Source organism: Candidatus Pelagibacter bacterium nBUS_44, assembly GCF_051200895.1.
GTDB lineage: Bacteria > Pseudomonadota > Alphaproteobacteria > Pelagibacterales > Pelagibacteraceae > Pelagibacter.
The window spans coordinates 142,407-168,867 of record NZ_CP172838.1 but is presented as its reverse complement, the minus strand read 5'-3'; the positions used below and the strand labels follow the sequence as shown (position 1 = coordinate 168,867).

General features: G+C 22.9%; 27 protein-coding genes. 5 read left to right on the top strand and 22 right to left on the bottom strand.

Annotation, left to right across the window (positions count from 1 at the left end; all coding sequences use genetic code 11):
• Nucleotide 1: 1 nt before the first annotated feature.
• From ACIJYB_RS00875 to ACIJYB_RS00840, 8 genes are all read right to left on the bottom strand, one after another.
• On the bottom strand, nt 2-1,735 hold the full coding sequence (locus tag ACIJYB_RS00875; protein WP_435151311.1) for a carbamoyltransferase family protein: 1,734 nt from the start codon (nt 1,733-1,735) through the stop codon (nt 2-4).
• Nucleotides 1,735-2,823, bottom strand: coding sequence for a glycosyltransferase (locus tag ACIJYB_RS00870; protein WP_435151309.1), 1,089 nt, complete (start codon nt 2,821-2,823; stop codon nt 1,735-1,737). Before ACIJYB_RS00870 ends, ACIJYB_RS00875 begins: the two co-directional genes overlap by 1 nt.
• Nucleotides 2,824-3,849, bottom strand: a complete 1,026-nt coding sequence (locus ACIJYB_RS00865) for a glycosyltransferase (protein ID WP_435151307.1) — start codon at nt 3,847-3,849, stop codon at nt 2,824-2,826. It abuts the gene before it with no gap.
• A complete protein-coding gene (locus tag ACIJYB_RS00860; RefSeq protein WP_435151306.1) occupies nt 3,827-4,834 on the bottom strand; it encodes a glycosyltransferase in 1,008 nt (335 codons plus the stop codon). The genes ACIJYB_RS00865 and ACIJYB_RS00860 overlap by 23 nt, the downstream gene beginning before the upstream one ends.
• 82 nt (nt 4,835-4,916) lie before the next feature.
• Nucleotides 4,917-6,266, bottom strand: a complete 1,350-nt coding sequence (locus ACIJYB_RS00855) for a hypothetical protein (RefSeq protein WP_435151304.1) — start codon at nt 6,264-6,266, stop codon at nt 4,917-4,919.
• A 55-nt stretch (nt 6,267-6,321) separates the two neighbouring features.
• Nucleotides 6,322-7,296, bottom strand: coding sequence for a glycosyltransferase family protein (locus ACIJYB_RS00850; RefSeq protein WP_435151303.1), 975 nt, complete (start codon nt 7,294-7,296; stop codon nt 6,322-6,324).
• Complete coding sequence (locus ACIJYB_RS00845; RefSeq protein ID WP_435151301.1) at nt 7,297-8,007, bottom strand: FkbM family methyltransferase; 711 nt, start codon at nt 8,005-8,007, stop codon at nt 7,297-7,299. It lies immediately after the preceding gene.
• The gene (locus ACIJYB_RS00840) at nt 7,995-8,729 is read right to left on the bottom strand and encodes a sugar phosphate nucleotidyltransferase (protein WP_435151299.1); all 735 of its coding nucleotides are present in this window, start codon (nt 8,727-8,729) and stop codon (nt 7,995-7,997) included. The genes ACIJYB_RS00845 and ACIJYB_RS00840 overlap by 13 nt, the downstream gene beginning before the upstream one ends.
• Before the next feature lie 26 nt (nt 8,730-8,755).
• Here ACIJYB_RS00840 and ACIJYB_RS00835 point away from each other — a divergent pair, with 26 nt between their 5' ends.
• Entirely contained in the window at nt 8,756-9,880 is a 1,125-nt protein-coding gene (locus ACIJYB_RS00835) for a glycosyltransferase (RefSeq protein ID WP_435151297.1), read from the top strand.
• Here the strand turns inward: ACIJYB_RS00835 and ACIJYB_RS00830 are convergent.
• From ACIJYB_RS00830 to ACIJYB_RS00810, 5 genes are all read right to left on the bottom strand, one after another.
• Nucleotides 9,861-10,796 (bottom strand): glycosyltransferase family 4 protein, encoded by a 936-nt coding sequence (locus ACIJYB_RS00830; RefSeq protein WP_435151295.1) that lies wholly within the window; start codon nt 10,794-10,796, stop codon nt 9,861-9,863. The two genes, ACIJYB_RS00835 and ACIJYB_RS00830, sit on opposite strands and share 20 nt — an antisense overlap.
• A gap of 228 nt (nt 10,797-11,024) precedes the next feature.
• Nucleotides 11,025-12,017 carry a UDP-glucose 4-epimerase GalE gene (gene galE / locus ACIJYB_RS00825; RefSeq protein WP_435151294.1) on the bottom strand — a complete coding sequence of 331 codons (993 nt, stop codon included), beginning with the start codon at nt 12,015-12,017 and terminating at the stop codon, nt 11,025-11,027.
• Nucleotides 12,018-12,719 (bottom strand): FkbM family methyltransferase, encoded by a 702-nt coding sequence (locus tag ACIJYB_RS00820; protein WP_435151292.1) that lies wholly within the window; start codon nt 12,717-12,719, stop codon nt 12,018-12,020.
• A gap of 66 nt (nt 12,720-12,785) precedes the next feature.
• Nucleotides 12,786-12,983: a hypothetical protein gene (locus tag ACIJYB_RS00815; protein WP_435151290.1), complete on the bottom strand. Its 198-nt coding sequence runs from the start codon at nt 12,981-12,983 to the stop codon at nt 12,786-12,788.
• 152 nt (nt 12,984-13,135) lie between these two features.
• Complete coding sequence (locus ACIJYB_RS00810; protein WP_435151288.1) at nt 13,136-13,717, bottom strand: hypothetical protein; 582 nt, start codon at nt 13,715-13,717, stop codon at nt 13,136-13,138.
• A gap of 86 nt (nt 13,718-13,803) precedes the next feature.
• Here ACIJYB_RS00810 and ACIJYB_RS00805 point away from each other — a divergent pair, with 86 nt between their 5' ends.
• Nucleotides 13,804-14,724 (top strand): TIGR02466 family protein, encoded by a 921-nt coding sequence (locus ACIJYB_RS00805; RefSeq protein ID WP_435151286.1) that lies wholly within the window; start codon nt 13,804-13,806, stop codon nt 14,722-14,724.
• Here ACIJYB_RS00805 and ACIJYB_RS00800 read toward each other — a convergent pair.
• The 5 genes from ACIJYB_RS00800 to ACIJYB_RS00780 form a co-directional block, all read right to left on the bottom strand.
• Nucleotides 14,717-16,426, bottom strand: coding sequence for an ABC transporter ATP-binding protein (locus tag ACIJYB_RS00800; RefSeq protein ID WP_435151284.1), 1,710 nt, complete (start codon nt 16,424-16,426; stop codon nt 14,717-14,719). The two genes, ACIJYB_RS00805 and ACIJYB_RS00800, sit on opposite strands and share 8 nt — an antisense overlap.
• A gap of 1 nt (nt 16,427) precedes the next feature.
• Nucleotides 16,428-16,610, bottom strand: coding sequence for a hypothetical protein (locus ACIJYB_RS00795; protein WP_435151282.1), 183 nt, complete (start codon nt 16,608-16,610; stop codon nt 16,428-16,430).
• A 68-nt stretch (nt 16,611-16,678) separates the two neighbouring features.
• Nucleotides 16,679-17,392 (bottom strand): SDR family oxidoreductase, encoded by a 714-nt coding sequence (locus tag ACIJYB_RS00790; RefSeq protein WP_435151281.1) that lies wholly within the window; start codon nt 17,390-17,392, stop codon nt 16,679-16,681.
• A complete protein-coding gene (locus ACIJYB_RS00785; protein WP_435151279.1) occupies nt 17,389-17,841 on the bottom strand; it encodes a dTDP-4-dehydrorhamnose 3,5-epimerase family protein in 453 nt (150 codons plus the stop codon). Before ACIJYB_RS00785 ends, ACIJYB_RS00790 begins: the two co-directional genes overlap by 4 nt.
• A complete protein-coding gene (locus ACIJYB_RS00780) occupies nt 17,842-18,882 on the bottom strand; it encodes an SDR family oxidoreductase (protein WP_435151277.1) in 1,041 nt (346 codons plus the stop codon). It abuts the gene before it with no gap.
• Between the two features lie 71 nt (nt 18,883-18,953).
• Here ACIJYB_RS00780 and ACIJYB_RS00775 point away from each other — a divergent pair, with 71 nt between their 5' ends.
• Nucleotides 18,954-19,520 (top strand): D-sedoheptulose-7-phosphate isomerase, encoded by a 567-nt coding sequence (locus tag ACIJYB_RS00775; protein WP_435151275.1) that lies wholly within the window; start codon nt 18,954-18,956, stop codon nt 19,518-19,520.
• Between the two features lie 8 nt (nt 19,521-19,528).
• Nucleotides 19,529-21,082, top strand: coding sequence for a hypothetical protein (locus tag ACIJYB_RS00770; RefSeq protein WP_435151273.1), 1,554 nt, complete (start codon nt 19,529-19,531; stop codon nt 21,080-21,082).
• Nucleotides 21,083-21,176: 94 nt separating this feature from the next.
• Here ACIJYB_RS00770 and ACIJYB_RS00765 read toward each other — a convergent pair whose 3' ends face one another.
• The gene (locus ACIJYB_RS00765) at nt 21,177-22,025 is read right to left on the bottom strand and encodes an N-acetylneuraminate synthase family protein (RefSeq protein WP_435151271.1); all 849 of its coding nucleotides are present in this window, start codon (nt 22,023-22,025) and stop codon (nt 21,177-21,179) included.
• The gene (locus ACIJYB_RS00760; RefSeq protein WP_435151269.1) at nt 22,022-22,720 is read right to left on the bottom strand and encodes an acylneuraminate cytidylyltransferase family protein; all 699 of its coding nucleotides are present in this window, start codon (nt 22,718-22,720) and stop codon (nt 22,022-22,024) included. Before ACIJYB_RS00760 ends, ACIJYB_RS00765 begins: the two co-directional genes overlap by 4 nt.
• Before the next feature lie 88 nt (nt 22,721-22,808).
• Between ACIJYB_RS00760 and ACIJYB_RS00755 the strand changes: the two genes are divergently transcribed.
• A complete protein-coding gene (locus tag ACIJYB_RS00755; RefSeq protein ID WP_435151268.1) occupies nt 22,809-24,146 on the top strand; it encodes a surface carbohydrate biosynthesis protein in 1,338 nt (445 codons plus the stop codon).
• 5 nt (nt 24,147-24,151) lie between these two features.
• Here ACIJYB_RS00755 and ACIJYB_RS00750 read toward each other — a convergent pair whose 3' ends face one another.
• Together ACIJYB_RS00750 and ACIJYB_RS00745 are read right to left on the bottom strand one after the other, a co-directional pair.
• Complete coding sequence (locus ACIJYB_RS00750) at nt 24,152-26,188, bottom strand: aminotransferase class III-fold pyridoxal phosphate-dependent enzyme (RefSeq protein WP_435151266.1); 2,037 nt, start codon at nt 26,186-26,188, stop codon at nt 24,152-24,154.
• Nucleotides 26,166-26,426 carry a hypothetical protein gene (locus ACIJYB_RS00745; protein ID WP_435151264.1) on the bottom strand — a complete coding sequence of 87 codons (261 nt, stop codon included), beginning with the start codon at nt 26,424-26,426 and terminating at the stop codon, nt 26,166-26,168. The genes ACIJYB_RS00750 and ACIJYB_RS00745 overlap by 23 nt, the downstream gene beginning before the upstream one ends.
• Nucleotides 26,427-26,461 lie beyond the last annotated feature (35 nt).

Sequence of the window (26,461 nt, the reverse complement as noted above, 5' to 3'; positions counted from 1 at the left end):
TTTACCTACTTAAAATATAGTTTTCTAAAACAAGTATATCCATTTCAGTTCTATGAAAACAATTTAATGCTTCAATGGGATGGTTTACTATAGGCTCATTTTCGTTAAAAGAAGTGTTTAAAATAACAGGAACATTTGTGAGCTCAAAAAAATTTCTAATTAAATTATAATATTTAAAATTATCTTCTTTTTTAACTGTTTGAACTCTCCCACTGCCATCTATATGTGTTATTCCTGGGAGTAATTTTTGTTTTTCTTCTCTCACTTGATAAACCTCTGACATAAAAGGCACCTCTTTATTTATGTCAAACCATTTGTGCGACTCCTCAAATATTACTGAAGGAGCAAATGGCCTAAAACTCTCTCTCCTTTTTATTTTTGAATTTATAATTTTTTTAATATTAGGATTTCTTGGGTCGGCAAGAATAGATCTATTTCCTAAAGCTCTTGGACCCCATTCAGTTTTATCTTGGAACCATCCAATTACTTTTGAATTAGCAAGTTCTTTTGCAATATAACTTGAAATTTCCTGATCTTTTAAAAAATTTATATTATATTTTTTTTTATATTCGAATTTATTTATTATATTTTCTATCTCATCATTATTAAATTTTGGACCTAAATATGAATAATTTTTTACATAAATTTTTTTCTTAAATTTATTACTTAGATAAGCGCAAGCAGAACCAACTGAGCCACCACCATCACCAGGATTTGGTGAAATATAAATATTTTTAAATGGAGTTTTTTTAATTATTTTACCATTTGCTACAGAATTCATAGCACAACCGCCAGACAAAGTTAAATTTGGGTTTTGATATTTTTTGTAAACTATATTTAATAAATGAAAAAATATATCCTCATATACTGATTGTATGGATTTTGCTAAATCCATATGATATTGCGTTATTTCATCATTATTTTTTCTCGCTTTGCCTAATAGATCAACTAATTTATTAGAGTACAAATTTAAGTATTCTGCTTGATTTTTTTTATTAATTTGAAGAATTTTTTTTTTATGATGCTCAAAATATTTTAAATTTAAATTGAAACCAAAATTAGTTTTATTTATAAGATCTGAAATTTCTTTTATATATTTAGGTTTACCATACGGAGATAATCCCATAACTTTATATTCGTCTCCATAATTTTTAAATCCTAAAAATTGTGTCATTGCTTGATAATATATTCCTAATGAATGTGGAAAATATATTTTTGAATCTAATTTTAAGTTTTTATTTATTGAATATCCCCAAGCACAGCTTGCAAAATCACCAAATCCATCAACAGATAAGTTAACGCACTCTTCAAAACCACTAAAATAGAGCGAAGAAGCAATATGAGATTCGTGATGGTCAGCATAAAATATTTTTCCATTAAAATTATAGTTTTCATCAATTTTAGAAATATAGTTTTTTAAAGTAAGTTTTGACCGTGTATTTTTAGCACTATTTATAGCTATTTTATATGCAGATGGATTTTGTAAAAGAAATAATATTTTTTTTATAATTGAAGATGTTGGTCTTGAATTAATAGTTATAACACTAATATCGCTAATATTTATATTTGCATGAGATAAACAAAATTTTATTGCATTAAAAGGAAATAATGTTGTGTGTTTAACTCTTAAAAATCTTTCTTCTTCAGCTGCAACGATTAATTCATTATTTTCAAAAAGACATGCGGAACTGTCTGAATGAAGGAAATTTAATCCAAGAACATAATTTTTTTTCATTAATACCAATTTTTTGACTCAAATGAGTAAGTAAGACAATCATTATAAACTTTAGGTAAATCTGTTTCTATTTCTCTTAAAGAAAAATTCTTATCTGAAAACATATGAGCTTTAATTGCTAAAGAACTGAGGTTTTGATAATTTTTATAAAACTCCAAAATTGTATCTACATATTGATTTAAATTCTTATTATCGATGATTTTTATAAATTCATTAGCATTTTTTGTAAATTGAAACTTACAATTTTTTGAAATTATTACTGGTAACCCTGCACTAAGAGCTTCTTTTACAGAAACTGAGTCAGCTTCATCATCTGAGGGCAAAATAAATACATCACTTTCACTAAATAATTTATTCTTTTCTTTAAGCGTTTTAATACCTTCTCTAATTTCTACTATTTTTGTTATTTTTAAACTTTCTATTTTAGAGATAAAATCATTATAAATTAATTTATCTTTTGGGCCAACAAACAAAAATTTAATATCATTTATTTTTTCTTTTTCAATTAATTTGATTATATCTAATAATCTATATATTCCTTTTTTGAAATTTAAACGTCCGAAGAATAAAATAGTAAATTTTTCTTTATTGATTAATTTAGTAATTTTATATTGTGATACATCTAAACAATTTTGTAATTTAAATATGCGCAATTTTTTGAAATTAAGAATATTAGATATCTCATTTTTTTCATAATCATTTAAAACATGAATAGCCTGACTTTTTGAAATAAATGATTTAAATAATTTTAGAAAGATTATTTTTTTTAATTTAGATTGGCGCATAGACCAATTGTTTAAATTTCCATGTAAACTTATTATGTAGGGAATATGATTTTTAAATAATATATTTGATATTATTGCATTCGATACTGAAAAAATATTATGAAAATGTACTAAATCATATTCATCTAAATAGTCTATAAATTTTTTTCTATCTGAAATTAAAATTTTAGAAATATCTTTAAAAGAATATATTTCTTTAACAACTTCAATATTTTTTGATTTTAAAGTATTTATATAATTTTGCTCTACATTAAAAGGACCACCAGAATCTACAGAACTATATCCAAGAGACAAAATTTTCATTTAAAAATTATGATTATATAATGATATATATTTTTCTAAAATATTTTCCCATAAATATTTTTCAGATAATTTTTTAGAATTTTTTGATTTAATTAAAAACTGATTCTCATTAATTAAATTGATTTCTCTTAGAGTTTTTTCAATATCGGTAATGTTGTCATTTATGACCCAGCCTGAATTTGTTTCTTGAATATCTTTCCAAGGTGTTTTTATAGTTGTCAATACAGGAAGACCGGCTCTAAGACTCTCTAAAACTACATAACCAAAATTTTCACTTTTAGATGGCAAAATCATTAAATCGCTCTCTTTAAAAATTTTATTTTTTATTTCAGTATCAAATATTGCCCCTTTAAAAAAAACATTTTCAATATTTTTTAAAGAAGGATCGATTTGATCAAGAAATCTATTAAAATCTGGACCATATATATTTAATTCCCAATTTAGCATACCTGCTTTTTTCCAGCCCATTAACAATTCTTCTAAGCCCTTTTTTTTATGTATTCTAGAGAAGAATAAAGCTCTTTTTTTATCATTTACAAAAAATTTATTCTTAACAAATTTTTCTTCCAATTTATTTATCCCATGAGGAATAACTATAATATTTTTATTATTGGTAAGCTTCTTAATGTTTTCTTTTTCAAGAGATGATGTTGCATGTATTATATCACTTTTGTCTAAAATTTTTTTTTGATAAAATATAAGAGCTAATTTTTTTTTGATTTTTTTTTGTTGAAGAGACCAATCTTCAAAAATACCCATCGGAGATATGATAAATTTTTTTTTTAAAAAAAAACTAATTAAAAAAACTTTAATATGATTAAAATCCCAACCACCATAAAAATGAATAATATCGTGTTTTTTAATTATATTGTAAATACTTCTAGTTGGTTTTTTTTTTCCATCAAAAAAAGGGAGGATTTTAATTTTTATATTTTTCTCTAAAAGTTCTCTTACAGTTGATGTAATAACATTATAAGGACCTCCAATTTCAGGATAAAGACTACTAGTTACTACCAATATTTTCATAAAATGAATTATACACTTTTAGGTATTTTTTTTTTATATCCTTTAATTTATATCTATCTAAATTTTTAAAACCAATTTTAATAATTTTCTTTACTTTATAGCGCTTTTTCTGAATATTAATAATTTTTCTTCTTATATCAGTAATACTTAAAGGATTAATATATATTGCCCCTTTGCCTGATATATCCTTTAAATTATTTGAGGTTACAACTAGTCTACCAACAGCCTGGGCTTCTAAAATAGGAATTCCAAATCCTTCATATTCTGATGGAAACAGCAATATATCACTATTAATATAATGTCTGAATATTTGTTTTTGGGTCTGATTAACATAATTTAAATAATTAATCTTATTTTTTTTTAAAAGATCTAGATATTTTAACTTTATTTCTCCTATAATTATAAGTTTTATTTTAAGTTTTTTCAGTGCCTTTATAGATCTTTCAAGATTTTTGTTTTCACCAGTTCCTATAAATAAAATATTTAATTCTTTGAAATTTAATTTTTTATTTTTTCTTTTAAAAGTGCTTGAAATCGAACAAGATATTACTTCAATTTTCTTACTTTCAACTTTAAAATTGCTTATTATCTCTCTTTTGATTTTTTGAGAAATTGTAATTATTTTTGAACATCTTTTTAAAGGTAAATCTAACCAAAAAAGTTTATAAATACGTCTTTTCAAGCCTTTTAATCTATTTAAAGAATATAGATCAAGTATTGTTAAAATAGTTTTTTCCTTTTTTAACAGAAAATTTACAAAATTTATATCTCCACTTACATGGTTAATTTCATTTTGATTAAAAAAACACCAAATTGTGGAACAAACTCTTGTAAAAAATCCTTTACTTACAAATGGTAGTTTTTTAATAATAATTTCAACATTACTATTATAAATAAATAACTCCTTATAAAACATTTCAATGCTATAATCAAAATTTTCTCTTGGTTTCCTTTGAAAAAAAGATACTTTTATTTTTTTTTTCATTTTAGAAATCTATTCAAAATATAAATTAATATTGTCATGGAAAAATAAAGAAAAATTATTGGATAATATATTCCTCCATAAACTAATGACAAATGTGGTTCCCAAAAAAAGTAGAACAGCATAAGTATATGCCAATGTGACTTTCGGCATTATTAAAGTTATTTATTGAAAAAATTTCACTAAAAAATCTAACAACTAGACCCAATAAAAACGATATAATTATAACACCATAAAACCCAAAGTTAATATAAGCTTCATTTATAATTGGAAGATTCCATGATGTAGCTGTGTCTGTAGATCCCAAAACACTGTATTTTTTCCCGATACTATTTGCAATAGTATCATTTGGTTTTTCTTTCCATATTACTCTTGGTATAAATTTGGATAATAGGATTTTATATGTTTCACCCTTAAGATAATTTATAGATGAAGGTGTTTTTTCAAGTAAAATTATTAATGAACTAAATGAATGAGCTAATCTCCAATTATTATCTTTTGCCCTAATTGGATCAGAAGCTGTGCCTGCAATAAAACTCTTCTTTTTATTTTTATCTAGTATTATGTATTCACTAGACTTTGATTTTAAAACTAATGAGTAGAATTTTAAAAATATTTTACTTCTTTCTACCGTATTATAATTATCTAAGCTTAAGTTTATCCTAAATTCATTTTTGTGAAGATGAAGAGTAATAAAAAATATAGCGCACAATAAAATTAAAATAACAGGAATTTTTCTATTTACGATTACATAAACAACAAAATAAATTAAAGTCAAAGATGCCGGAAAAACATAGGAGGAGCTCAAGATTTCTAAAAAAATGGTAACAAAAATTAAAAATATATATAAATAATTTTTAATGTCTTTTAACTTAATTATTGAATAAAAAATAATTGAAAAACTAATTGCTACTATTGGTACAATAATTTGATTTAAATTTGATGGAACAACATCATATAATTTGTTAAAAAAATTTATAAAAAGAAAAAAAACAGCAATTAATATTAGATGGCTATAACTTTTTGCTTCAAGAAATTTGAAACCCAATCTTTTTTTTTTAAAAAAAGTTTTTGATAAAAAATAACCTATGTTTAAAAAAATAATTGCTAAATTTATAATAATAAAAGCTTTAACAATTACTTTTTGATCTTTATCAGATAAATACTCTCCAATTAACTCAAAACTAAACCCATAGGTAGATAACAAGTATAAAACAATTAGGAATATAAATGGGAAATTATTTTTCTTTTCATGTTCTAATAAAAATAGGTGTAAGCTCAGAAAGCATAGTCCAATAAAAGTAATTGATAAAAATAAACTTAAATAACTAGGTCTAAAATTTAAATCAAGAAAATAAACTCTATAAATTAATACAAAAAATAAAATGCAAAAATAAATTGGAAGTAAAAACTTTTTTATATTTTCTATTTTCATACAAGTTGAGATAGTAAATATTTAAGCCTATTATCATAGCTATATTTTTTAGATTTTAATAAACCTGCTCTTCGAATATTGAATAGTTTATTTTTTTTTTTAATATTAAGTCAATTTTAGATTTTGCTTCGTTTTGATTAGAATACATAAAGCACTCCTTGTTTTCTAAAAAAAAATATTTACTTTCTTTATTTCGCTGCGTAAGCATAAGCCCCCCCATTATAGGAATTTCAAAAACTTTCATATTGTGAGATTCTTTGTCTTGTTCTCTAAGTATATTTAAGCTGACTGCATAATTCCTATATATTTCTCTAAGACGTTTGCCATTAATAAAATTACTTTTAATTTTTAAAAATTTATTTAAATCCTTTGCCCTATTCCATCCTGGTCCAAAAATATCTATTTTTCTATTAAGGTTATTTAAAAAGTTTTTTCTAAATTCATCATAAGCGCCAACAAAGTTGACATCATTTCTAATCAATTTTTTTTTTAATTTTTGCTTTGTAAAGTGTATTTTTTTATCATACCCAAATGGAAGAAATATATGCTTCTTAACGTTATTTTTTTTTAATTTTTTTTTTAATTTTTTACTAAAAGAGGTACAAAAATAATCATAAAAACTCATAGACTTGACCACCTCAGTATTTGAACAAGATGGAAATTTTAAGTTAAAGGGATTATCGGTATAAATATTTATCCATTTAGCTTTTTTTTGAAATCTAGATAATATTTTTAGTGTATCTAAATTTAATTCAATCCCTTTAAATACAATTATATAATCAAAATGAATACTTGTAGTTAAAAACTTAGTTAAAAATAATCTATATAAATAGTAGTAAAATTCTCTTATAATTTTATTATTAACTATATTAATCATTTTTAAAATTACATTATTGTCTGGAGAGAAGAAGGAAACTTTTTTTATATTTAAATTTTGAAAAGACCTGAGATAACTTTTTTCAATTGAATAAGGAAAATTTGAGCCTATTAAAAGAAATTTTTTATTTTTTATTGTTTCTAGATTTTTCACTTATTTTAACTCACTCTTAAACAAGGTATCGTGTCTTAGTTTTTCTAATACAGTGTATTTTTTTTCTTTTAAAAAATTTAATACTTCTTCATCAAAACCTTCTACTAAAATAAATTTAAACAAATATTCTTTAAAATTAATTCCCTGAAGAACCTCAAGTTCTTCACCTTCAACATCTAAAGAAAAAAAATCTATTATTTTTGGAGCTTGAGATTGAATTAATAAATCATTTAATGGTTTTGCTTGAGTTTTGAAATTATAAAATTTGTCTGAAAAAGATAAATTTATGTGATTTAAATATTTTTCTAAATTTTTTTTATCACTAAATTGATCTTTTGAAAAAGTAGAAAGATCAGCATAGATATATTCTTTGATTTGATTTTTTTTTTCAAAATTACAACATGCTAAATTAAATAATTTGTTATTTTTACCTCTATATTTTTTGAGAAGATTAAATCTATTGCTAGGTTCAATCAATATTCCATTCCAATTAAGATATTTCTCAAGATAAAGTGTATTTGAAAATCTAACGCCATCATTAGCACCTAATTCGATATAATAGCCATTTTTATAATTAAGATACTTTTTTATATATTGATGATAATCCCATTGTGAATTATTTTTAAAAAAGTGAAAACGATACCAAATCTTAATTGACTGTATCATCTTCCATAAAAAAGTTTTTACAATAATATTTTTTATTTTTTCCAAATTTTCCACTTTGGTTTATTTTTCCATAATTTGTCTAGATACATTTTATCTCTTAATGTATCCATACACTGCCAAAACCCTTTATGTTTGAATACGTACATTTTATTTGTTTTAACTATTTTTTTCATCGGGGCATTTTCTAACATTTCATCATTATTTTTATTTATAAATTTTAAAATACTTTTATTCAAAACAAAGTATCCTCCACTTACATAATTTAATTTTAAATCCTTTTTTTCCATAAAATTTAAAATCTTATTTTGATTGTTGAATTTTATTGCTCCATACTTACTGACTGGCACTACTCCTGTTATGGTAAAAATTGATTTTTTTTTAAAGTGGAAATTAATTAATTTATTTATTTTTAGGTCAGACACAGCATCACCATAAGTTAAACAAAATTCGTTAGGCAGTATTTTTTCTATCTTTTTTAACCTGGTACCTGTTAAACTTTTTAATCCAGTATTAACAATAACTATATTTTCTGCTGAAAAACTCTTTTCTTTTAAAAAAAAATTTTTTATTACATAACCTTTGTATCCGGTACAAATAATGAAATTTTTAAAACCATAAAATTGATAGTGTTTTAAAATATGCCACAAAATTGGTTTTGATCCGACTTTAACCATTGGTTTGGGTTTTTTTTGAGTTTCTTCAGATAATCTTGTACCAAGACCACCCGCTAAAATAACTACGGTATCAATATTTAGTTTTTTATTCATAGTTTTTGTACTTATATTAAAGTTAAATGAAAAAAAATATAAATTTATTAGCTATAAGCCATTCGTTTATCAAAAAAATTAATACTGACGTATATTCGTTGCTTAATGATAAATACAACATTCATACCACTTTAATATGTCCACTTGATCATTTTGAAAATAAAAAAAAAATTAAACCAAATTTTAATAAAGAGGACGTAAATCTTAATTTAGTTTTTAAGAAATATACCTTTGATCATTTAAGATTGAAAATTTTTCATGACTTAAAACATGAAATCAAAAAAAGAAATATAACACATATATTTTTAGATCTTGATATTTTATCCTTCCAGTCAATTATATTACTTTTTCACTCATTATTTAAAGAATTTAAATTATATTATTTCTCAAATGAAAATAACATTTTAGATGAAAAAAATTTTTTTAAGAAAATAGTAAAGATTATTTTTTATAAATTAATATATTTCCTTTTTAATAAAAAAATTTCTCAAATATTTTGTTATACAAATCAAATAAAATTGAATCTAGATTATTGTGGATATTCAAACAAAACTGTAGTTATTCCATTGGGTTACAATCCTAAAATATTTTTTCCATCAACTAATAATGATAATAATAATGATAAAATAATTTTATCTTATTTTGGAAGAATAAGTAAAAAAAAGGGAATACATACTCTACTCAAGTCTTTAAATATCTTAAAATCAAATAACTGGATTTTGCATTTAGATGTTTTTGATATTGATAGTATAAATTATTTTAAAATAATCAAAAATGATCTTAAAAAATTAAAAAATGAAAATAAGTTAATTTTAAGTAAATACAGTCATGAAAATATAAATAAAGCTATGAGAGACACAAATATAACTATTGTTCCTTCAGAGTGGAACGAACAATATGGAAGAGTAATACAAGAGGCTGCTGCTTGTGGATCAATTATTTTAGGTTCTAATATAGGCGCAATTCCTGAAATCATTTTTGATAAAGATTTTTTATTTGAAAAAGGAGATTTCATTGGATTAGCCAAAAAATTGGATGATGTAATAATTAATTTTGAAAAATATGATCATAAATTTGAAAAAATCCGAAACTTTATTTCTCAAAATAGAACTATCTTAAAGCAAGCTGAAATTATGAATTTATATCTCTGATAATTTTACTATATAAAGAGGAAATTTTATCTCCATAATTATCCCAAGATAAAAATTTATTAGCCTTAATAAATGAATTCTCACTAAATCTTTTTAAAACTTGTCTGTTATAATAGAGATAACTAATTTTTTTTTTTAGTTGTTCTATGTCTCTAATTTTAATTACATAACCATTTTCATTTTCATCAATAATATCAGAACCACCTGAATTAGTTGTAGAAATAACTGGCAATCCGCATGCCATAGCTTGCAATTGCACAACTGCCATACCTTCCTCTATCGATGGTATTACAAAAATATCAGAATTATTATAAAAATTTTTTAATTTATTTTGAGGGACATGATTAAAAAATTTTATATTTTTATTTTTTTTAAACTGCCCAATTATGTTTTTCATATCAAAATCGATATTCCCAACAAAATGAAGTTCGCAATCTTTTAAATTTAAATCCATAAAAGCTTTTAATAAATAATAAGAACCCTTCCTTAAAGATATCTGTCCAACATTAAGAATTATAAAATTATTATGAATTTTTTGATTTTTATTAAATTCTTTCAAATCAACGCCATAGGGAATACATATAATTTTTTCTTCCTTTACTCCAAATTCTAAAAATGTTTTTTTTGCAAATAAGCTAGGAACCATAATGTAATCAGCCAATTCATATTCTCTTAACTCTTTTTCTATAACTTCTTTATTAATAACTTCTCTTTTAATACTGAATTTTTTATATTCTTCTTCGAGTATTTTCTTTTGAAATTCTATATGGGAAGATCCTCTCTCAAGAACTTTAACATAATTTTTATTATAATTAGATTTAAAAGAGCTTTCGGCAGCACCTGACCAGCTAATTAATATTTGAGTATTAATATAATCAATTTTTTTGGCTGCATATTTTTCAAAAATTGAATTCATAAAAGTAATACTTTTATTTAAAATTTTTTTTGACTGTAATTTAGTTAATATTTTTTGAATTATCTCTTTTATAAAAAAAGAAGAAATCTTATTGGAAGGTATATTAAAATTCTTTAGTAAAAATTTAGGATAAGTTGTTATTATCTTATTTAATAGTTTTTTTTTTCTAATTGCTCTGCTAAGTAAAAGGCGTGAAATTTACCTGGTACAATTATTGTAATTTTCATATTACTTGCTTTTAATCGCAAAATTAAATGTAGATTGTGAAATTTCCTTGAGACCTCTTTTTGCACTCCATCCTAATTTTTTTTTTGCTTTAGAAATTTTATTATAATAAATATCTATGTCACCTTCTCTTCTTGAATAAAAATTATAATTTATTTTAAAATTGCAATATTTTTTAAACGAATTAATAATATCAAGCACAGTGTATGGTCTACCTGTTCCTATATTAAATATATCTGATTTTTTCTTTACTAATTTAATACACTTTAAATGAGCATCAACTAAATCTTGAATATGAATATAGTCTCTTGCTCCAGTTCCATCTTTAGTTTTATAATTATTTCCAAATATTTTTAAATATTTAACTTCTCCTTTGATAATCTTAATAATATATGGATACAAATTGTTTGGAATTCCTTGAGGGTTTTCACCTAACAAACCAGAAATATGACAACCAGCTGGATTAAAATATCTTAATATTAAAGTGTTAATTTGATTTTTTTCTTTTAAGTCAATTAACAAATCCTCAATAATTTTTTTTGTTAGACCATATGTATTTATGGGCTCTCTTGAAAAATTCTCTGAATAACAATTTTTTTTATGCAATCCGTAAACAGTTGCTGTTGAGCTAAATATAATATTTTTTACATTATTTTCTATCATTGCATGCAGTAGATTTATTGAACCTATAACGTTATTTTCATAATATTTTTTTGGATTTATTTGACTTTCCTTTACCGATTTCGAGCCTGCCAAATGAAAAATTAAATCAAACTTACCAACTTTAAAAAGTTTTTGTAATTTGTTTTTATTTTTTAAATCTAATTTTTTAAATTTAAATTTTTTTTTTGATAAATATTTAATTGTATTTTTTGTACTTAATTTTGCATTACTTAAATCATCTACAATTGTTAGTTTGGTTTTTTTGTTTTTCAATAGCCCCAAAGCTAAATGAGATCCTATATAACCCAATCCCCCAGTAAGTAATATATTCATTTAAATATCCTTGTTAATTACTATGGTATTTTCTCCATCTTTTAATATTTTTTTTTTCATATTTGAAATGGCTAAAAAAAAATTGTTTGAAATTTCATCTTTTGGAAACAACCAATCATGTAACTCAATAATAATTATTTTAAACTCTTTTATCCAATGGTAATTTTTCTTGAATAGCTCTTTTTCATGTCCTTCAATATCAATTTTAATTAAAAAAGGCTTATAAATTAAGTTATCATATTTTTCTAATATACTAGAAATAGTTATTGTTTTCTGAGATTGATTATTATGGATATTTTTTTTTATTTTTGTTGATCTCCAATCTTGGCCATCTCTGTCTAAATCGTAGCTAAATACTTCTGAACTTAAAGCATTTTCATATAGCAATATATTACTTTCATTAACATTGTATTTAAAAATCTTAATGCTTTCAGTGTCTGGCTCAATTGCAATAATCTTTGATTTTGGAAATTTTATATTAAAATAGTTCGAACTAGCACCTATATTTGATCCACAATCAATTATAATTGGAATTTTATTTTCTTTTAATATGTTATTATAAAATTCTCTAATTTGTTTATTATATTTTTTTTTAAAATTGTACTCTTCTTTGATGAATATCTGTCTTATAGTATTCAAATCATGATTATTTCTTAATTTTTGAAAAAAAAATTTTAATCCAATTTTATCAAAAATTAACACTTTTTTTTTAAGTTTATAATTAAAAATCTACTTATTAAAAGTGAATACAAAAAATAATAGGAAGATCTAAATATTTTTTTTAACATTTTTAAAGTTTCTTTTTATTTTTAATAATACAGTAGATGGATCATTTACTAAAAGTTTAATCAATTTAATAATTTTAGTAAAATTCATTTTATTACCTCCACCAAAATGATTGTAAAATACATATTTATCTTTCAAATTGTCTTGATTGATTTTTTTTAATTTTATTTTTTCTTTCATTTTATGAAATTTTTTTATTTTATTTTGTCTGCTTTGCACCGTCCATGTAGCATCTGGACCAAATCCAATATTATTAATTAAGTTATTTGAGGGAATGATCGATAATTGATTATTATACCAGGCACATGCTGTCCATGCATAATCCCAAGTATCTATTTTTTTTTATAAGTGGCTTCAAAAATTTTTGTCCAATAAGATAACTCATTAATATCAAGATTCATTTTTTTCCAATGATTTGAATTTTTCCATTTTGGCCAAAAACTTATGTTTGGATCAAATTTATTCCAGGATTTTTTCCAAGTGGCCCATCCCCATGCATGATTATATTTTGAAAAATAATAATTTCCATTTTTTGGACTTGAAAATCTACTTCCACAAATAGCATTTATATTTTTTTTTTCATATAATTTAAGCATTTTTTCGCAATAATAAAAGAAATCGTTCGATGGTAAACAATCATCCTCTAATATAATTCCTTTATCTTCATATTCAAAAAAAGTGGTTATTGACTTAGGTATTGATTTTGAAACTGATAAATGTTTTTTGTGATAAATTTTAACAATTTTACATTTCCAATCTACTTGACTTAATAAATTTCTGACAGCTATTACTTTTTTAACATCAGATTTATTATTTGAGATTGGGGCATTGCTTGCAAAATATAATTTTTTTGGTTTAATTAATTTGATCTTATTAAAAACTTTTTTTGCGGTATTAATCCTTCTATACGTCAAAAATAAGATTGGAGTATTGAATAATTTTTTTGTATTATTTTTTTTTTTGAATAAGTTTTCATAAATAAGAAATTATATAAATTTTGATGGAATATATTATTATAAATTTAACTAAAAAATTAACTAATATTTTTAAAATTGCTTTAAATCAACTTAAAATTATTTACTTTTATGTACTAATAAAAATATTGCCAATAAAACTTAATAATTGTGATAAAATTAAAGTTGGTGATTTTTTTCTTCAACAAAATATTTTAGATTTAGCAATTATTGCTTTTAAGAATATACAGCCTGAAACACCTGAATTCGCAAAAAAAAATTTTTATTTAGGAAGTTATATCTTTGAAAAAACTGGTGAAAATCCAAAAGATTATTTTAATAAATTTTTCATTTCAAACTCTAAAAAAAAATTAGATAAGTTAGATTATTATCCTCCTAAATTATTAATTTTTAAATTTGAAAATAGATTAAATCTTGATAATGAAATAAATGAATATATTGAGACCAATAAAACAAATTCATATTCTGATAAAAAACAAATCAATATATATAGATATTACCAATCAGAACATAATATTTTTAATTTAGAAACTTTTAATATTTTGAAATTGCAAATAGAAGATTTTATAAAAAAAAATAAAACTTCATTTTTTATTGGTAACTCTAATATAAATTTTCATATAAAGAAAATGTGGTTCGTAAAATCATCCAAAGGAGTTGATCTTAAAAGTCATTATCATCCAGAGGGTATTTTATCTGGTATTTATTATTATGACGTCCCAAATGGTAATGATACAGGAGATCTGATAATTCAAAATCCAAGAGACAATATTATAATTAATGACCAAGATAATCTTAAAAATTTTAATTATGTTAAAAATACAATTATTTTAAAACCAATAAAAAACTCCATTGTTTTGTTTAATTCATATTTGAAACATTCAGTTAGAAATAAAACGACCACAGAGGACAGAATATCAATTCCGTTTGACTTAAACTTTAATTGAAATTGTCAAGATTAATGATTTTATCAAAAAAGTCTAAATCATTTTTTTTGTGAGTTATTACAATTAAAGTAATATCTTTAAAATTATCTATAATATTTTTGAAAATAGTTTCCTCCATTTTAGAATCTAATTGATTTGTGGCTTCATCAAGTATTAAAATTTTTCGTTTTTGCAAAAAGGCTCTAGCTAATCCAATTCTTTGTTTTTGCCCGCCTGAAAGGTTTTTTCCATTATCACCAACATTATAATAAAGTTTATTTTCTTTTTGTTCCGAGAACTCCGTCACAGCTGCTATATTTGCCGCGTTAATAATCTCTTCATCATAATTATTATTTTTTTTATTTAAAAATTTAATATTTTCATAAATAGAGTCATTAGATAAAAATATTTCTTGGGGAACATGAGAAAAATTAGATATCCATTCCTGAAATTTAATATCTTTTAAATCAATACCATCCACATTTATCTCTCCCCCATAGTCGTTTAATAAACCACTTAATAAGCTTACAATTGTACTTTTTCCACTGCCAGTTTTTCCTATAATTGCAATTTTTTCGCCTGAATTAATTTTAAAATTAAGATTTTTTATAATTTCTTTTTCTGAATTTGGATATTTGTATGAAATATTTTTAAACTCAATAGAATGTTTAAATGGAAAATTTTTTATATCTTTTTCATTTTTAACAAATCTTTTATCTTCTTCAAATAACATCATCTCGACAACATCACCCACAGTTTTATGGTATCCATAGAACATCGACCAAGCAATATAACATTGAGAAAATAAAGGCAGTAGTTTAGATGTTGCAAAAACTATTGTTCCTAAAATGATTAATATTTCTGAACTATTAGTTTCTAAAGTAAATAAAATTAAGGCAAAAATTGTTAATAAAATTATTGCAAATCCCTCAAGTACATATCTTGGAAACAGGCTAAGAAAAGAAACTTGAGCCTCTGTTTGTCTATAAGTTCTCTCATATTTTGAAAAAATTTCTCCCAGTTTATCTTGTGAAAAATTAATTATAATTTCTCTTAAACTATTTAAAGCGTTTTGCATTACCTTGGTTCTTTCATTTACTGCTAAATATAAAATTTGAGATTTTTTCTTTAGTATTTTTTTTGTGTATGTTGCTATGATTATGTAAAAAAAGATTATCGACAGCAGTACGATAATCGTAATTTTAAAAGAGATTGTTAAAGCAAAAACCAACATAACCAGTAAAGTCATGCTTACTGAAATAAATGAAAAAAAATGATAAGTGAGACCAGTTAAACTATCCATTCTTTGAGTAAGAGATGAAATAATTTCATTTGATTTACTATATAAATTTTCCTTATAAGGCCTCATAATAATTTTTTTAAAAACCTTAGATGAAATTTCTGAGCCTACCTTTCTTGATAAAACTAAACTAAGCTTAAGTGTTAAAAGTTTAAAAATTGACGAAAGTATAACTACACCTACAAAATAAATTATCATTTTAATAGCAGTTAAATTATTTAAATCTATTAATAAAACTTGAGAAATTTTTTTAATTATCTCGTTGTTTAAAAAAACATTTGGGTCAATAAAAACGGTAATCAGAGGTATTACAAGTCCAATACTAATTGTATCGAGCAAACCAGAAACAAACATAAATAAAATAGCTAAAATAGAACTTATTTTTGTTTTTTTGGTTAATTGTTTTAGTAATATTTTAATCAATTTATAAATTTTTACTTTGTCTAATTTTAATTTCGTTTAAGAGTGTTTTTATACCCATATTTAGATTTTTCTTTGGTTTAAAACCTAATTTTTTAATTTTATTTGTAGAAATTTTAAACGATGGTTGTTCAAATTTTAAGTTTTGAAAATTATGGATTTCTTTTTTATTTATTAATAATTTCATTTTTTTATCATTAGAAACCTCATATATTTTTTTTGCAATTCTTTTAATTTGTATTGTTTCATTTGATGCTAAATTATAAATCTCGGAGGTTTTTTTTTTTTATACAATAATAATTTGATAAATTCTGCCACATCATTTAAATGTATAAAGTTTCTAAAAGGATTTCCATCAGAATTAATAACGATTTTTTTTTTAAACACATAATTTTTACATAAGTCATTAATAACTAGCCACCAACAATCATTTGTAATTAAAGATGGATATCCATAAGCGTTTGTTAATCTAATGATTTCAAAGTTTATTTTAAATTTATTTTTTGCGATATTTAAAATATCCTCATTTATAGAATGAGATAGTCCATAAAAATTTTTTGGATTTTTAGGGGTTTTTTCATTAATAAGTTCGTTTTCTTGGTAATTTCCATAAACTTGGAAAGATGATAAATATATTATTTTTTTAAAATTTTCATTTTTTGAAATATTTTCACATAAACTCAATAGTGAATCATTATTATTGTTAATAGTTTTTTTAAAATTTTTTTCAGATCTAAAATGATTAAATCCAGAGGCAAAAATTATATATTCTGGCTTTTGACTAACAATTTTATTTATAGTTTTTTTTGATCTTATATCCCCAATAATACTCTTAAATAAACCTTCGTTAAAATTTTTTTGATAAATTTTTTTTCTAGATACTGAGATAATTTTAAATTTTTTTTTTAAACTTAATAATATTTTACTTCCTAGATATCCAGAGGAACCTACTATACATACTTTACTCATTTCATCTTAATTGCCCAATCATAATTAATTTTATCAAAATTTAAGGGGTCATAACTTTTCATTTCATTGGGGTCATGCGGTAGAGTAGAACAATTTGCTAAAATACATTTATAATTACTAATACACTTATATCCCATGATAATTCCCGTTGGAATTGTAACCAGGCAATAATTTTCATCTCCAATATATAATTCTTGTAACTTCTTATAAGTTGAAGATTTTTCTCTATTGTCATAAAGCACTAATTTGATCATTCCACTTATCACAGCATAGTTTTGAATTTGTTTAGTATGCTCATGCCATCCTTTAATTACCCCAGGATATGCAGTAGAAAAATAAATCTCTCCAAATTTTATAAAATGAGGTGAGTCTGATCTAAGCATGTGCATTATAGATCCCCTTTCATCAGGGATTTTTCTTAACGGTGTTATAATTAATTCTTCTATCATTTATTTAATCCAAAATAATCGTTTATTAATTAACTTTCTTTCTTGTAAGTTTTTTAATGTTTTAAGTCTTATAAATTTTTTTGAATTTCTAAAATTTTTGAAGTTATACTTACTGTCTATAATATTTTTTGCAAGAACTTTTGTAGCATTTTTTAAATTCTCTCTTGGTTGAAAATTTTTTGCAATCTTTTTAAATAATGAAAAATCAACTGTATAACTTCTTTTATCAGGTTGATTATCTTTATTTAACTTAACTGTAACCTTTCCTAAACTTTTTGCAATTTTTGAGGCCAAGTCTTTAATTTTAAAAGTCCATTTATCTGATCCAATATTAATAGCTAAAAAGTTTTTCTTTGAATTATATTCAGTGGCCCACTCAATTGAGAGGGCCATATCATTTACATGAATTAATGGTCTCCAAGGTTCTCCATTACTTAAAATAAGTATTTCTTTTTTTGTAATACTATTAACCACAAAATCATTAAATACTAAATCAAGTCTTAACTTAGGACTATATCCAGCTGCTGTAGCAAACCTTAGAGAGATAATTTTAAAATTCTTACTTGATATTTTTTCTAGTTTTTTTTCCGAGATTACTTTTGACTTTGCATAATCTGTCAATGGTTGAATTTTGTGAGTTTCTTTTTTTTTTGCATTACCAGCAGCTCCGTAGATACTGCAGCTAGATGCAAAAATAAATTTCTTTACACCTAATTTTTTTGCCTCTTTAGCAATTTTTATACAGTAATTTGTATTTATTTCTTTAGTAACTTTTTTAAACTCATGACCCATAGGGTCGTTAGAAATAGCTGCAAGATATATAATAGCATCAGGTAAAAAGTTTAATTCTTTTAATTTAAAGTTTCTCATATCTTTAATAATATTTTTATTGGGAAAATATTTCTTTTTATAATTTTTATTATTAATTTTTGCTTTAAACCATTGAGTATCAACTCCACAGATATAATATTTATTTTTTAAATGATTAATTACGACTGGGCCTATGTAACCAGCATGTCCTAAAATTAAAATTTTTTTCATAAAATTTTATTAACAGAAAATAATATATTAATATATAATTAAAAATATATTGTGCTAAAATAATAATAGTAATGACTTTACAACTTGAAATAAAAAAATCTAATAAACTTCACCAATCAATTTTACGTATGGAGGATCAAATAAATTCCTCTATTAAAAATATTGCAGAAAAGGTAAAATTGGGTGGAAAAATTTTTTTGTGTGGTAATGGAGGGTCAGCAGCTGATGCTCAACATCTTGCTGCAGAATTTTTAGTCAGATTGAAACCAAAAAATAACCGTAAACCAATTCCAGCAATATCTCTTGCTTTAGACACATCTACAATCACTGCATGTTCGAACGATTATAGTTTTGAAGATATTTTTTCAAGAAACTTAGAAGCTTTAGGAAGTAAAAAGGATATATTAATTGGGATTACAACTTCAGGAAATTCAAAAAATGTAATTAAAGCTTTCAAATATGCAAACAAAAATAAAATATTCACAATAGGATTTTTAGGAAACAATGGAGGTAAAATAAAAAAATATTGTGATATAGGTTTAATTTTAAAAAGTAAAGATACTGCTAGAGTACAAGAATGTCATATTTTTTTAGGACATTATATTTTTCAAGAAGTTGAAAAAAAACTCATAAAGTAAATACTTTAATGTTAAAAAAAATATTAATTAAGATTTCTCCACCGCTTTGGCCAATTTTTGATATTGAAACTGAAATCATAAAAAAAGAATTAGAAAAAAAATCTCAAATTACTTTGATAACTTGTAATGGGAAAAAAAAATTTTGTGTTGCAAATGAGAGCATGTCAAAGATAAAATGTTTATATTGCAAACAAAAGTTGAACAAAACTGTTAGTTTTTTAAAAAGTTTTAATAAAAATATTAGCACTCAAGATGAAGTAATTGATTATAAAAATAAAAAATTATTAAAATCAAAATTAAAAAATATTTCACAATTAGACGATTTAAAAAAAATCAAATTCTATAATATTGATTTTGGTACTTCTGTAGCAAGTTCGCTAGTTACAACTTTCAAAACAAACAATATCAACATAAAAAACTATTTTGATTTAACAGAGGAACTATTGGTTCAAAGTTTATCATCTTATTTTTTTTTTAAGAAAATAATAAAAAAAGAATCTTTCTCTAAATACTATATATTTAATGGAAGAATATACAATTACAGACCTTTGCTGAGATATGCGCAGCAAAAAAATCTTAACCTGTATTGTTATGATTATCATTATTTTTCACACTCTAGGTATTTAATTAAAAAATTAAATTTTACTCAAAATATATACTTAAGAGCTGAGGAAATTTATAAAAATAGCTTAAATTATAAAAGACATAATTTTAAAATAGCTAAAGAATTTTTTAATAAAAGATTTAATAAAAAAGGGATTGGACCTTTCGCAATTTATAATGCTATACATGATGATAAAAAACTGCCCTATCAGTTTAGTAAGGACAAATTTATAATTTCGTTTTTTACTTCTTCTGATTTAGAAACAAATTTTCTTACAGATAATGCAAAAAGATATATCTATAATTCGCAAATTGAGGCAATTAAAAAAACTGCTAATCATTTCAATAAAAACAAAAATATTTTATTTTTTATAAGAGCACATCCAAATACAATCCAAGATAAATTTCAAAATAAAAAATATGTTGACTTTACAAATAATAAAAAAAATTGTTATTATATCCATCCTTTATCAAGAATAAGTAGCTACAATTTAATTAAGAATAGTGATCTTGTAATTTGTTTTGGATCAACTATTGGAATTGAAGCAACATTTTTAAAAAAAAATGTAGTTAATTTAGGACCTTCTCCATATATGAAATTTAAATTTGATTTTCAGCCAAAAAACCATAATGAAAATATTAAAATTATTAATAAATTAATTAAAAATAACTCTTTTAAAAAAGACAAAATTAAGAAATGTTTAATTGCTACCAATGCAATGTTAAACCAAGGAATAAAATTAAATTACTTAAAAAAAAAAGACTTACTAGTATCTGAGTATAATATAGGAAAAAAAAATTATAAAATTAAATTATTAAGCCCGACAAGTGTATGTTATTATTGTTTAATAATATTAGAGAGATCAAAATATCTTATTAAACTTATATTTTTAGACAAAAGACTATTTTTCTTTAATTTAAAAAATTACTTTTGGAGATTAAAACAATTAATTAGTTAATAAATTATTTCTAATAAATTTCTTCTTTGAATTTGATTTAATTTAAATAATTGATTTTTGTTTATTTTAAATTTTTATTTAAGTATTTTTATATTTATTTAAGTATTTTTATATGAGATCTTAATTTTTTTGAAATTGAAATTTCTTCGTCTAAGATATTCCCTAGCATTTCTCTACCATAAGCGATGTTCATTTTTCTAATGGAGTCAGTCAAATTCGTCATTCCTTTAAATTCAAGAGATGCTGATTGATCACTTCCATACATAGTTCTGTCCAAAGTAATATGTCTTTCTAATGATGAAATACCCAAGGAGTATGCTGCTAAAGAAACAGCAACACCATTTTCATGTCCACTATAGCCTACTTTACAACCATATTCTTTTTTTAAAGCGTTGATTGTATTTAAATTTGCGTCTTCTGGTTTCATTGGATAAGTTGATACACAATGCATTAACTCAAAACTACAATTCTTATCTTTAAATATTTTAACTGCATTATCTATGTCTTCTTTTTTTGACATGCCTGTTGATATAAAAGTGTGAAGTCCCCTTTTAGCTACCTCATTTAATAAATTTTTATCTATAATCATTGCAGAAGCTATTTTATGAAATTTTAATTGAAATTGATCTAAAAACTCTAAACTTTGAAGGTCCCAGGCAGATGCAAACCATTCAATTTTTCTTTTTTTACAATAGTTGTTAATTTCTTGATACTCTGCATGATTAAATTCCAAACCCTCTTTTTGATCTCTTTGAGTTTTTCCCCAAGGACTTTCTCTAGTTGAGTCTAATGTTTCTTTATTATAAACAAGATTAATTGTCCTTTTTTGAAATTTTACCGCATCAAATCCAGAATCTGAGGCGTTATCAATTAATTTTTTTGCAATTTCAAGGTTTCCATTGTGGTTTATACCAATTTCAGCAATTAGATAAGGAATCTTCATTTTTTTAAAAATTTCAATGCTGAATTTAAATCATTTTTATCATCTATATCAACAAAATACTTTAGTTTGTCATCGTCTAAAATAAAAGGGTAAACTTTTTTTCCTGTCATTGAGTTTTTTAAAATAGTTTTTTTAATATATAAAATATCTACATAACTAATGTGGTCATATGTTTTTTGTAAACTTTGTCTAGAAAGAGAGTGTTTTTCTATTTTATTTTTCATTAAAGGAACGCAAAATTTATTTTTAATAGTCCACATTTTAAACGGAGTAAAAATAGACTGTCTCATTGATCTTAGTGAAGATATGCTCTTGTCTGATTTGATTAAATCTATAGCTTTATTAATAACCTTGTGAGATCTGAATGGAGTAGTTGCTCTTAAATGAATTATATAATCTGGAATTTTCTTTTTTTTATTTCTTAACCATGAAATATAATGTTTAAAAACATCAATATCTGGTGAATTATCACCTGAAAATTTTTTTGGTCTTAGAAAGGGCACTGAGGCACCATATTTTTTTGAAATATTAGCAATTTTTTTAGAGTCAGTTGAAACAATTATCTCTGATGCTAATTTGACTTTTTTGGCAGTTTGAATTGTATAATAAATTAATTCTTTATCTTTAAGTTTTACAATATTTTTATTTTTGATTCCTTTAGAATTTTTTCTTGCAGGTATTAATATATGAAACATAAAATATAATTTTGCTTTATATACTATTTGTAATAATATAATACTAATAAAGTTAATTATAAACTTTCATCCATATTAAAATTCAGACATGAAAAAAATATGTATATTAATTGATAATCCTGATAGAGATTTAGATCATAATATACTACTAGCTTCAAAATTATTAAAAAAAAAATATGAGGTTTATTTTGTAGAATACTACAAAATTTATGAGGTATTTTTAATTAATCCTGACTGTTTAATTCTTCAACATTGTAGAAAAAATTATTTACATTTAATGAAAGAATGTAAAAAAAAAAGTATTAAAATAGTAATATTAGAATCTGAAGGTGGTTACGGTGGTGTTTATAGGTTTGCAACAAGATTTGATAATTATATTTTAAAATCAAAAAATTTTTTTGACTTATATTTTTGTTGGGGAAAAAAACATTTTGAAAGACTTACAAAAAGAGTTCCTTATAAATATAAACATAAAATAAAATTAACTGGTTCTCCAAAAAATGATCTTTTGAATAGAATGTATAAAAATTATTTTTTAAAAGATAAAGAAAAATTTATATTATTTTCTACAAAATTCCCTCATATAAATCCCAAATTCACAAGTTTTCAAAATCACTATAAAACAATTATTAATACTGGTATTGCAACAAAAAAAACTACTGATGATATAATCAAAAATCTGTATTTTGCCCAAAGTCAATTAATAGATTTAATTATTAAAACAAATAAAATTTTAAATAAGAAAATTATAGTAAGGGTGCACCCTTTTGAAAATCCAGATTTTTACAAAAATAAATTTTCAAATAAAAAAAATATTTTTGTTTCTACTAAGGGTAATATAATTCCTTTGTTAAAAAATGCAGAACATTTAGTTCAGTATGATTGTCAAACTGCGTTTGATTTTTACGCAACTGGGAAAAAAAGTATTTCTTATGATTTTAATTTAAATAGAAAATTAAGATCTTTTTTACTTATGGAAATAAAGAAAATTTCAATTCGTCCGAAAAATGAGGCTGATTTTTTTCAAAAATTAAAAGGTAATTCTATAAATAATAAGAATAAAAATAAAAGATATTACGAAGACATTTTTTTTAAAAATGACGGAAGATCATCTGATAGAATAACAGATCACATTTCAAAATTAGATATGAAGAAAAATGGAAATTTATTTCTAAAAGATATTTTATATACCTATAATTTTTATGAAAAGTCAAAAATAATATTTAGAATGTTAATTAGCAATAATAATTTTTTAATTTTAAAGAGAATGATAACAAAAAAGCATCATTCTGATGATAAAATTTTGGATTTTAATTATATTAAAAAAAAAATTTCTTTATTATCGAAAGAGCAATTGGAGATAAATTATTTTAAAAATAAAGTTTTTAATAGAGAAATGGCTTCTATAAAAATTAAATTAAAATAATTTGGCTAGTTTAATCTTTTGATAGAATTTATATTTTCTGAACTTGAACTGTTAATTTTTTTATAATTAATTGAAATTTTTTTAATTACCTTTTCAAAACTGCTTAAATATTCATTAATAGATTTTAAAGAATGAGAAGAGGATATATAAATACTGTTTGTGGCTAAATAACCTCTTTTAAGCATTTCATCAGTAAGATACTGTCTATTTAAATTGTGATTTTGTAAAAATAAAAAAGATGGCATTGAATTTAAACCAAAGATTTCAACTTTTAAATTATATTTTTCAAAAATATTTTTCCATTTCTTTTTAATAAATTTTCCATAAATAATAATTTTTTTCCATGGTTTTAATCTTTCCATTTCTTCAATCGTTTTTAAGGCAGCCTGAAAACCTATTCTATCGGTCCAATATGTGCTTGATATAAATGTATTTTTAGCAGCTAACATTATTTTCTTTTTTCCCAGTATAGCTGTTATGGGATAACCATTTGACATTGCTTTACCGTACAAAACTATATCTGGGTTAATTTTATATTTTAAATGCAATCCACCGATATTTTCTCTGAAACCTGATGTGCATTCATCAAGAATTAAAACTATATTATTTTTTCTACATATTTTATTTACATATCTAAAAAAATTTTTATTTGGTTTTATATTTCTTTCAACTTCCATTATTAATGCTGATACTTGATTTTTATTTTTATTTATTATTTTATTTAACATATTTGTGTCGTTATAATTAAATGCAAAACATGTATTTCTTAAAAATTTTGGTACACCTTTAATTTTTAAATTTTTAAATAAATGATTCGCCAAGCTTCCTTTGTTAGTTAATTGTGCAGATAAATACCAATCATGCCAGCCATGATAGCCACAAACAATTATTTTATCTTTATTGTTAAAACTTCTGGCAATCCTTAAAGCTATAGTTGCAGCTTCTCCACCAGTTTTTGCATATTTTGCCATACCTGCCCATTTATGGATTTTCAAAAGTTTCTCTGTTAAATAAATCTCTTCAACAGAGTTCAAAGTTGAAACATTTCCTTTATCAATAATTTTTTTAACTGCTTTGTTTATCTTCTTATTTGAATAACCCAATAAATTTGTTCCAACTCCCATATATGAAAAGTCTTTATATTTTTTGCCATCTAAATCCCACAAATAATAGCCAGAAGATTTTTTAAAATATGTTGGCCATTTATTGTTGGTAAAAGTCTGAGGTCTTTTTGAAAGAAGCATGTTCCCATCAGGAATAATATCATTAGCTCTTTTCCATAACTTTTGAGATTTTTTCATTGTACTTCCAGAATCTCTAACTAAAGATTTGTTTAAATTAAAAAAATTTGGATTTTTCTTAAATATTTTCTTAATATCTTTATATTTAAAATCTTTATTATATTTTAACTCTTTATAAGTTTTTTTAAGCATTTTCAGATCTTTATTTTCGTCAATAGTCAATCTAATCGATGAAAGATCATCATTATCTTCAAATGAAAATTTTTTGAATTTTTTGTTTAATTTCATAAATGGCGTTACATGTTCTCTATCAAATGATTTTTTTGCATTAAAATATGAATATTCAAGTGTTTTAAAATTAAATATTTCTGCATCGAGGCCATCTGGAAATTTTGGATTTAAAGTATTACTTACATAATCATACTTATAAAATTGGATTTTATCTATCATTTTATCAATTATAGAGGGATCTATAAAAGGACAGTCTGATGTAATTCTTAATATATAATCTGATTTAAATTTTTTTGAACATTTATAATATCTACTAAGAACATTTTGAGTGCTTCCAATATAATATTCAACATTTAATTTTTTACAAATTTCGATAATATTTTTATCTTTCTTTAATGAAGTGCAAGCAATTACTATTTTATCTATTTTTTTGCATTTTGATAGTCTGTAAATTAATAATTCAAGAACCGAGATACCATTGATTTTTTTTAATATTTTATCTGGTAGTCTTGATGAATTCTCTCTAGCTTGTACTATAGCAATTGTTTTAATTCCAATATCTTGGATCATAAAATTTTTTTGGCAACCTTAATTTAATTGGATCAAAATTAATCTTTTTTGGCTTTTTCATAAAATTATTATATATTTCCTTTAACTGAATTGGAGAGTTAAAGCCACAAACTGCATAATCTATATTAAACAACTTTATATACTCTATACATGATCTTAATTCAGTTATAAAATTTCTCTTATTAAAATTATTCCAATAATCTAAATTTTTTTGATATTTTTCTAAAGTTATTGGCAACTTATTATTTAATAATATTCCTTGAAGAAAAATAG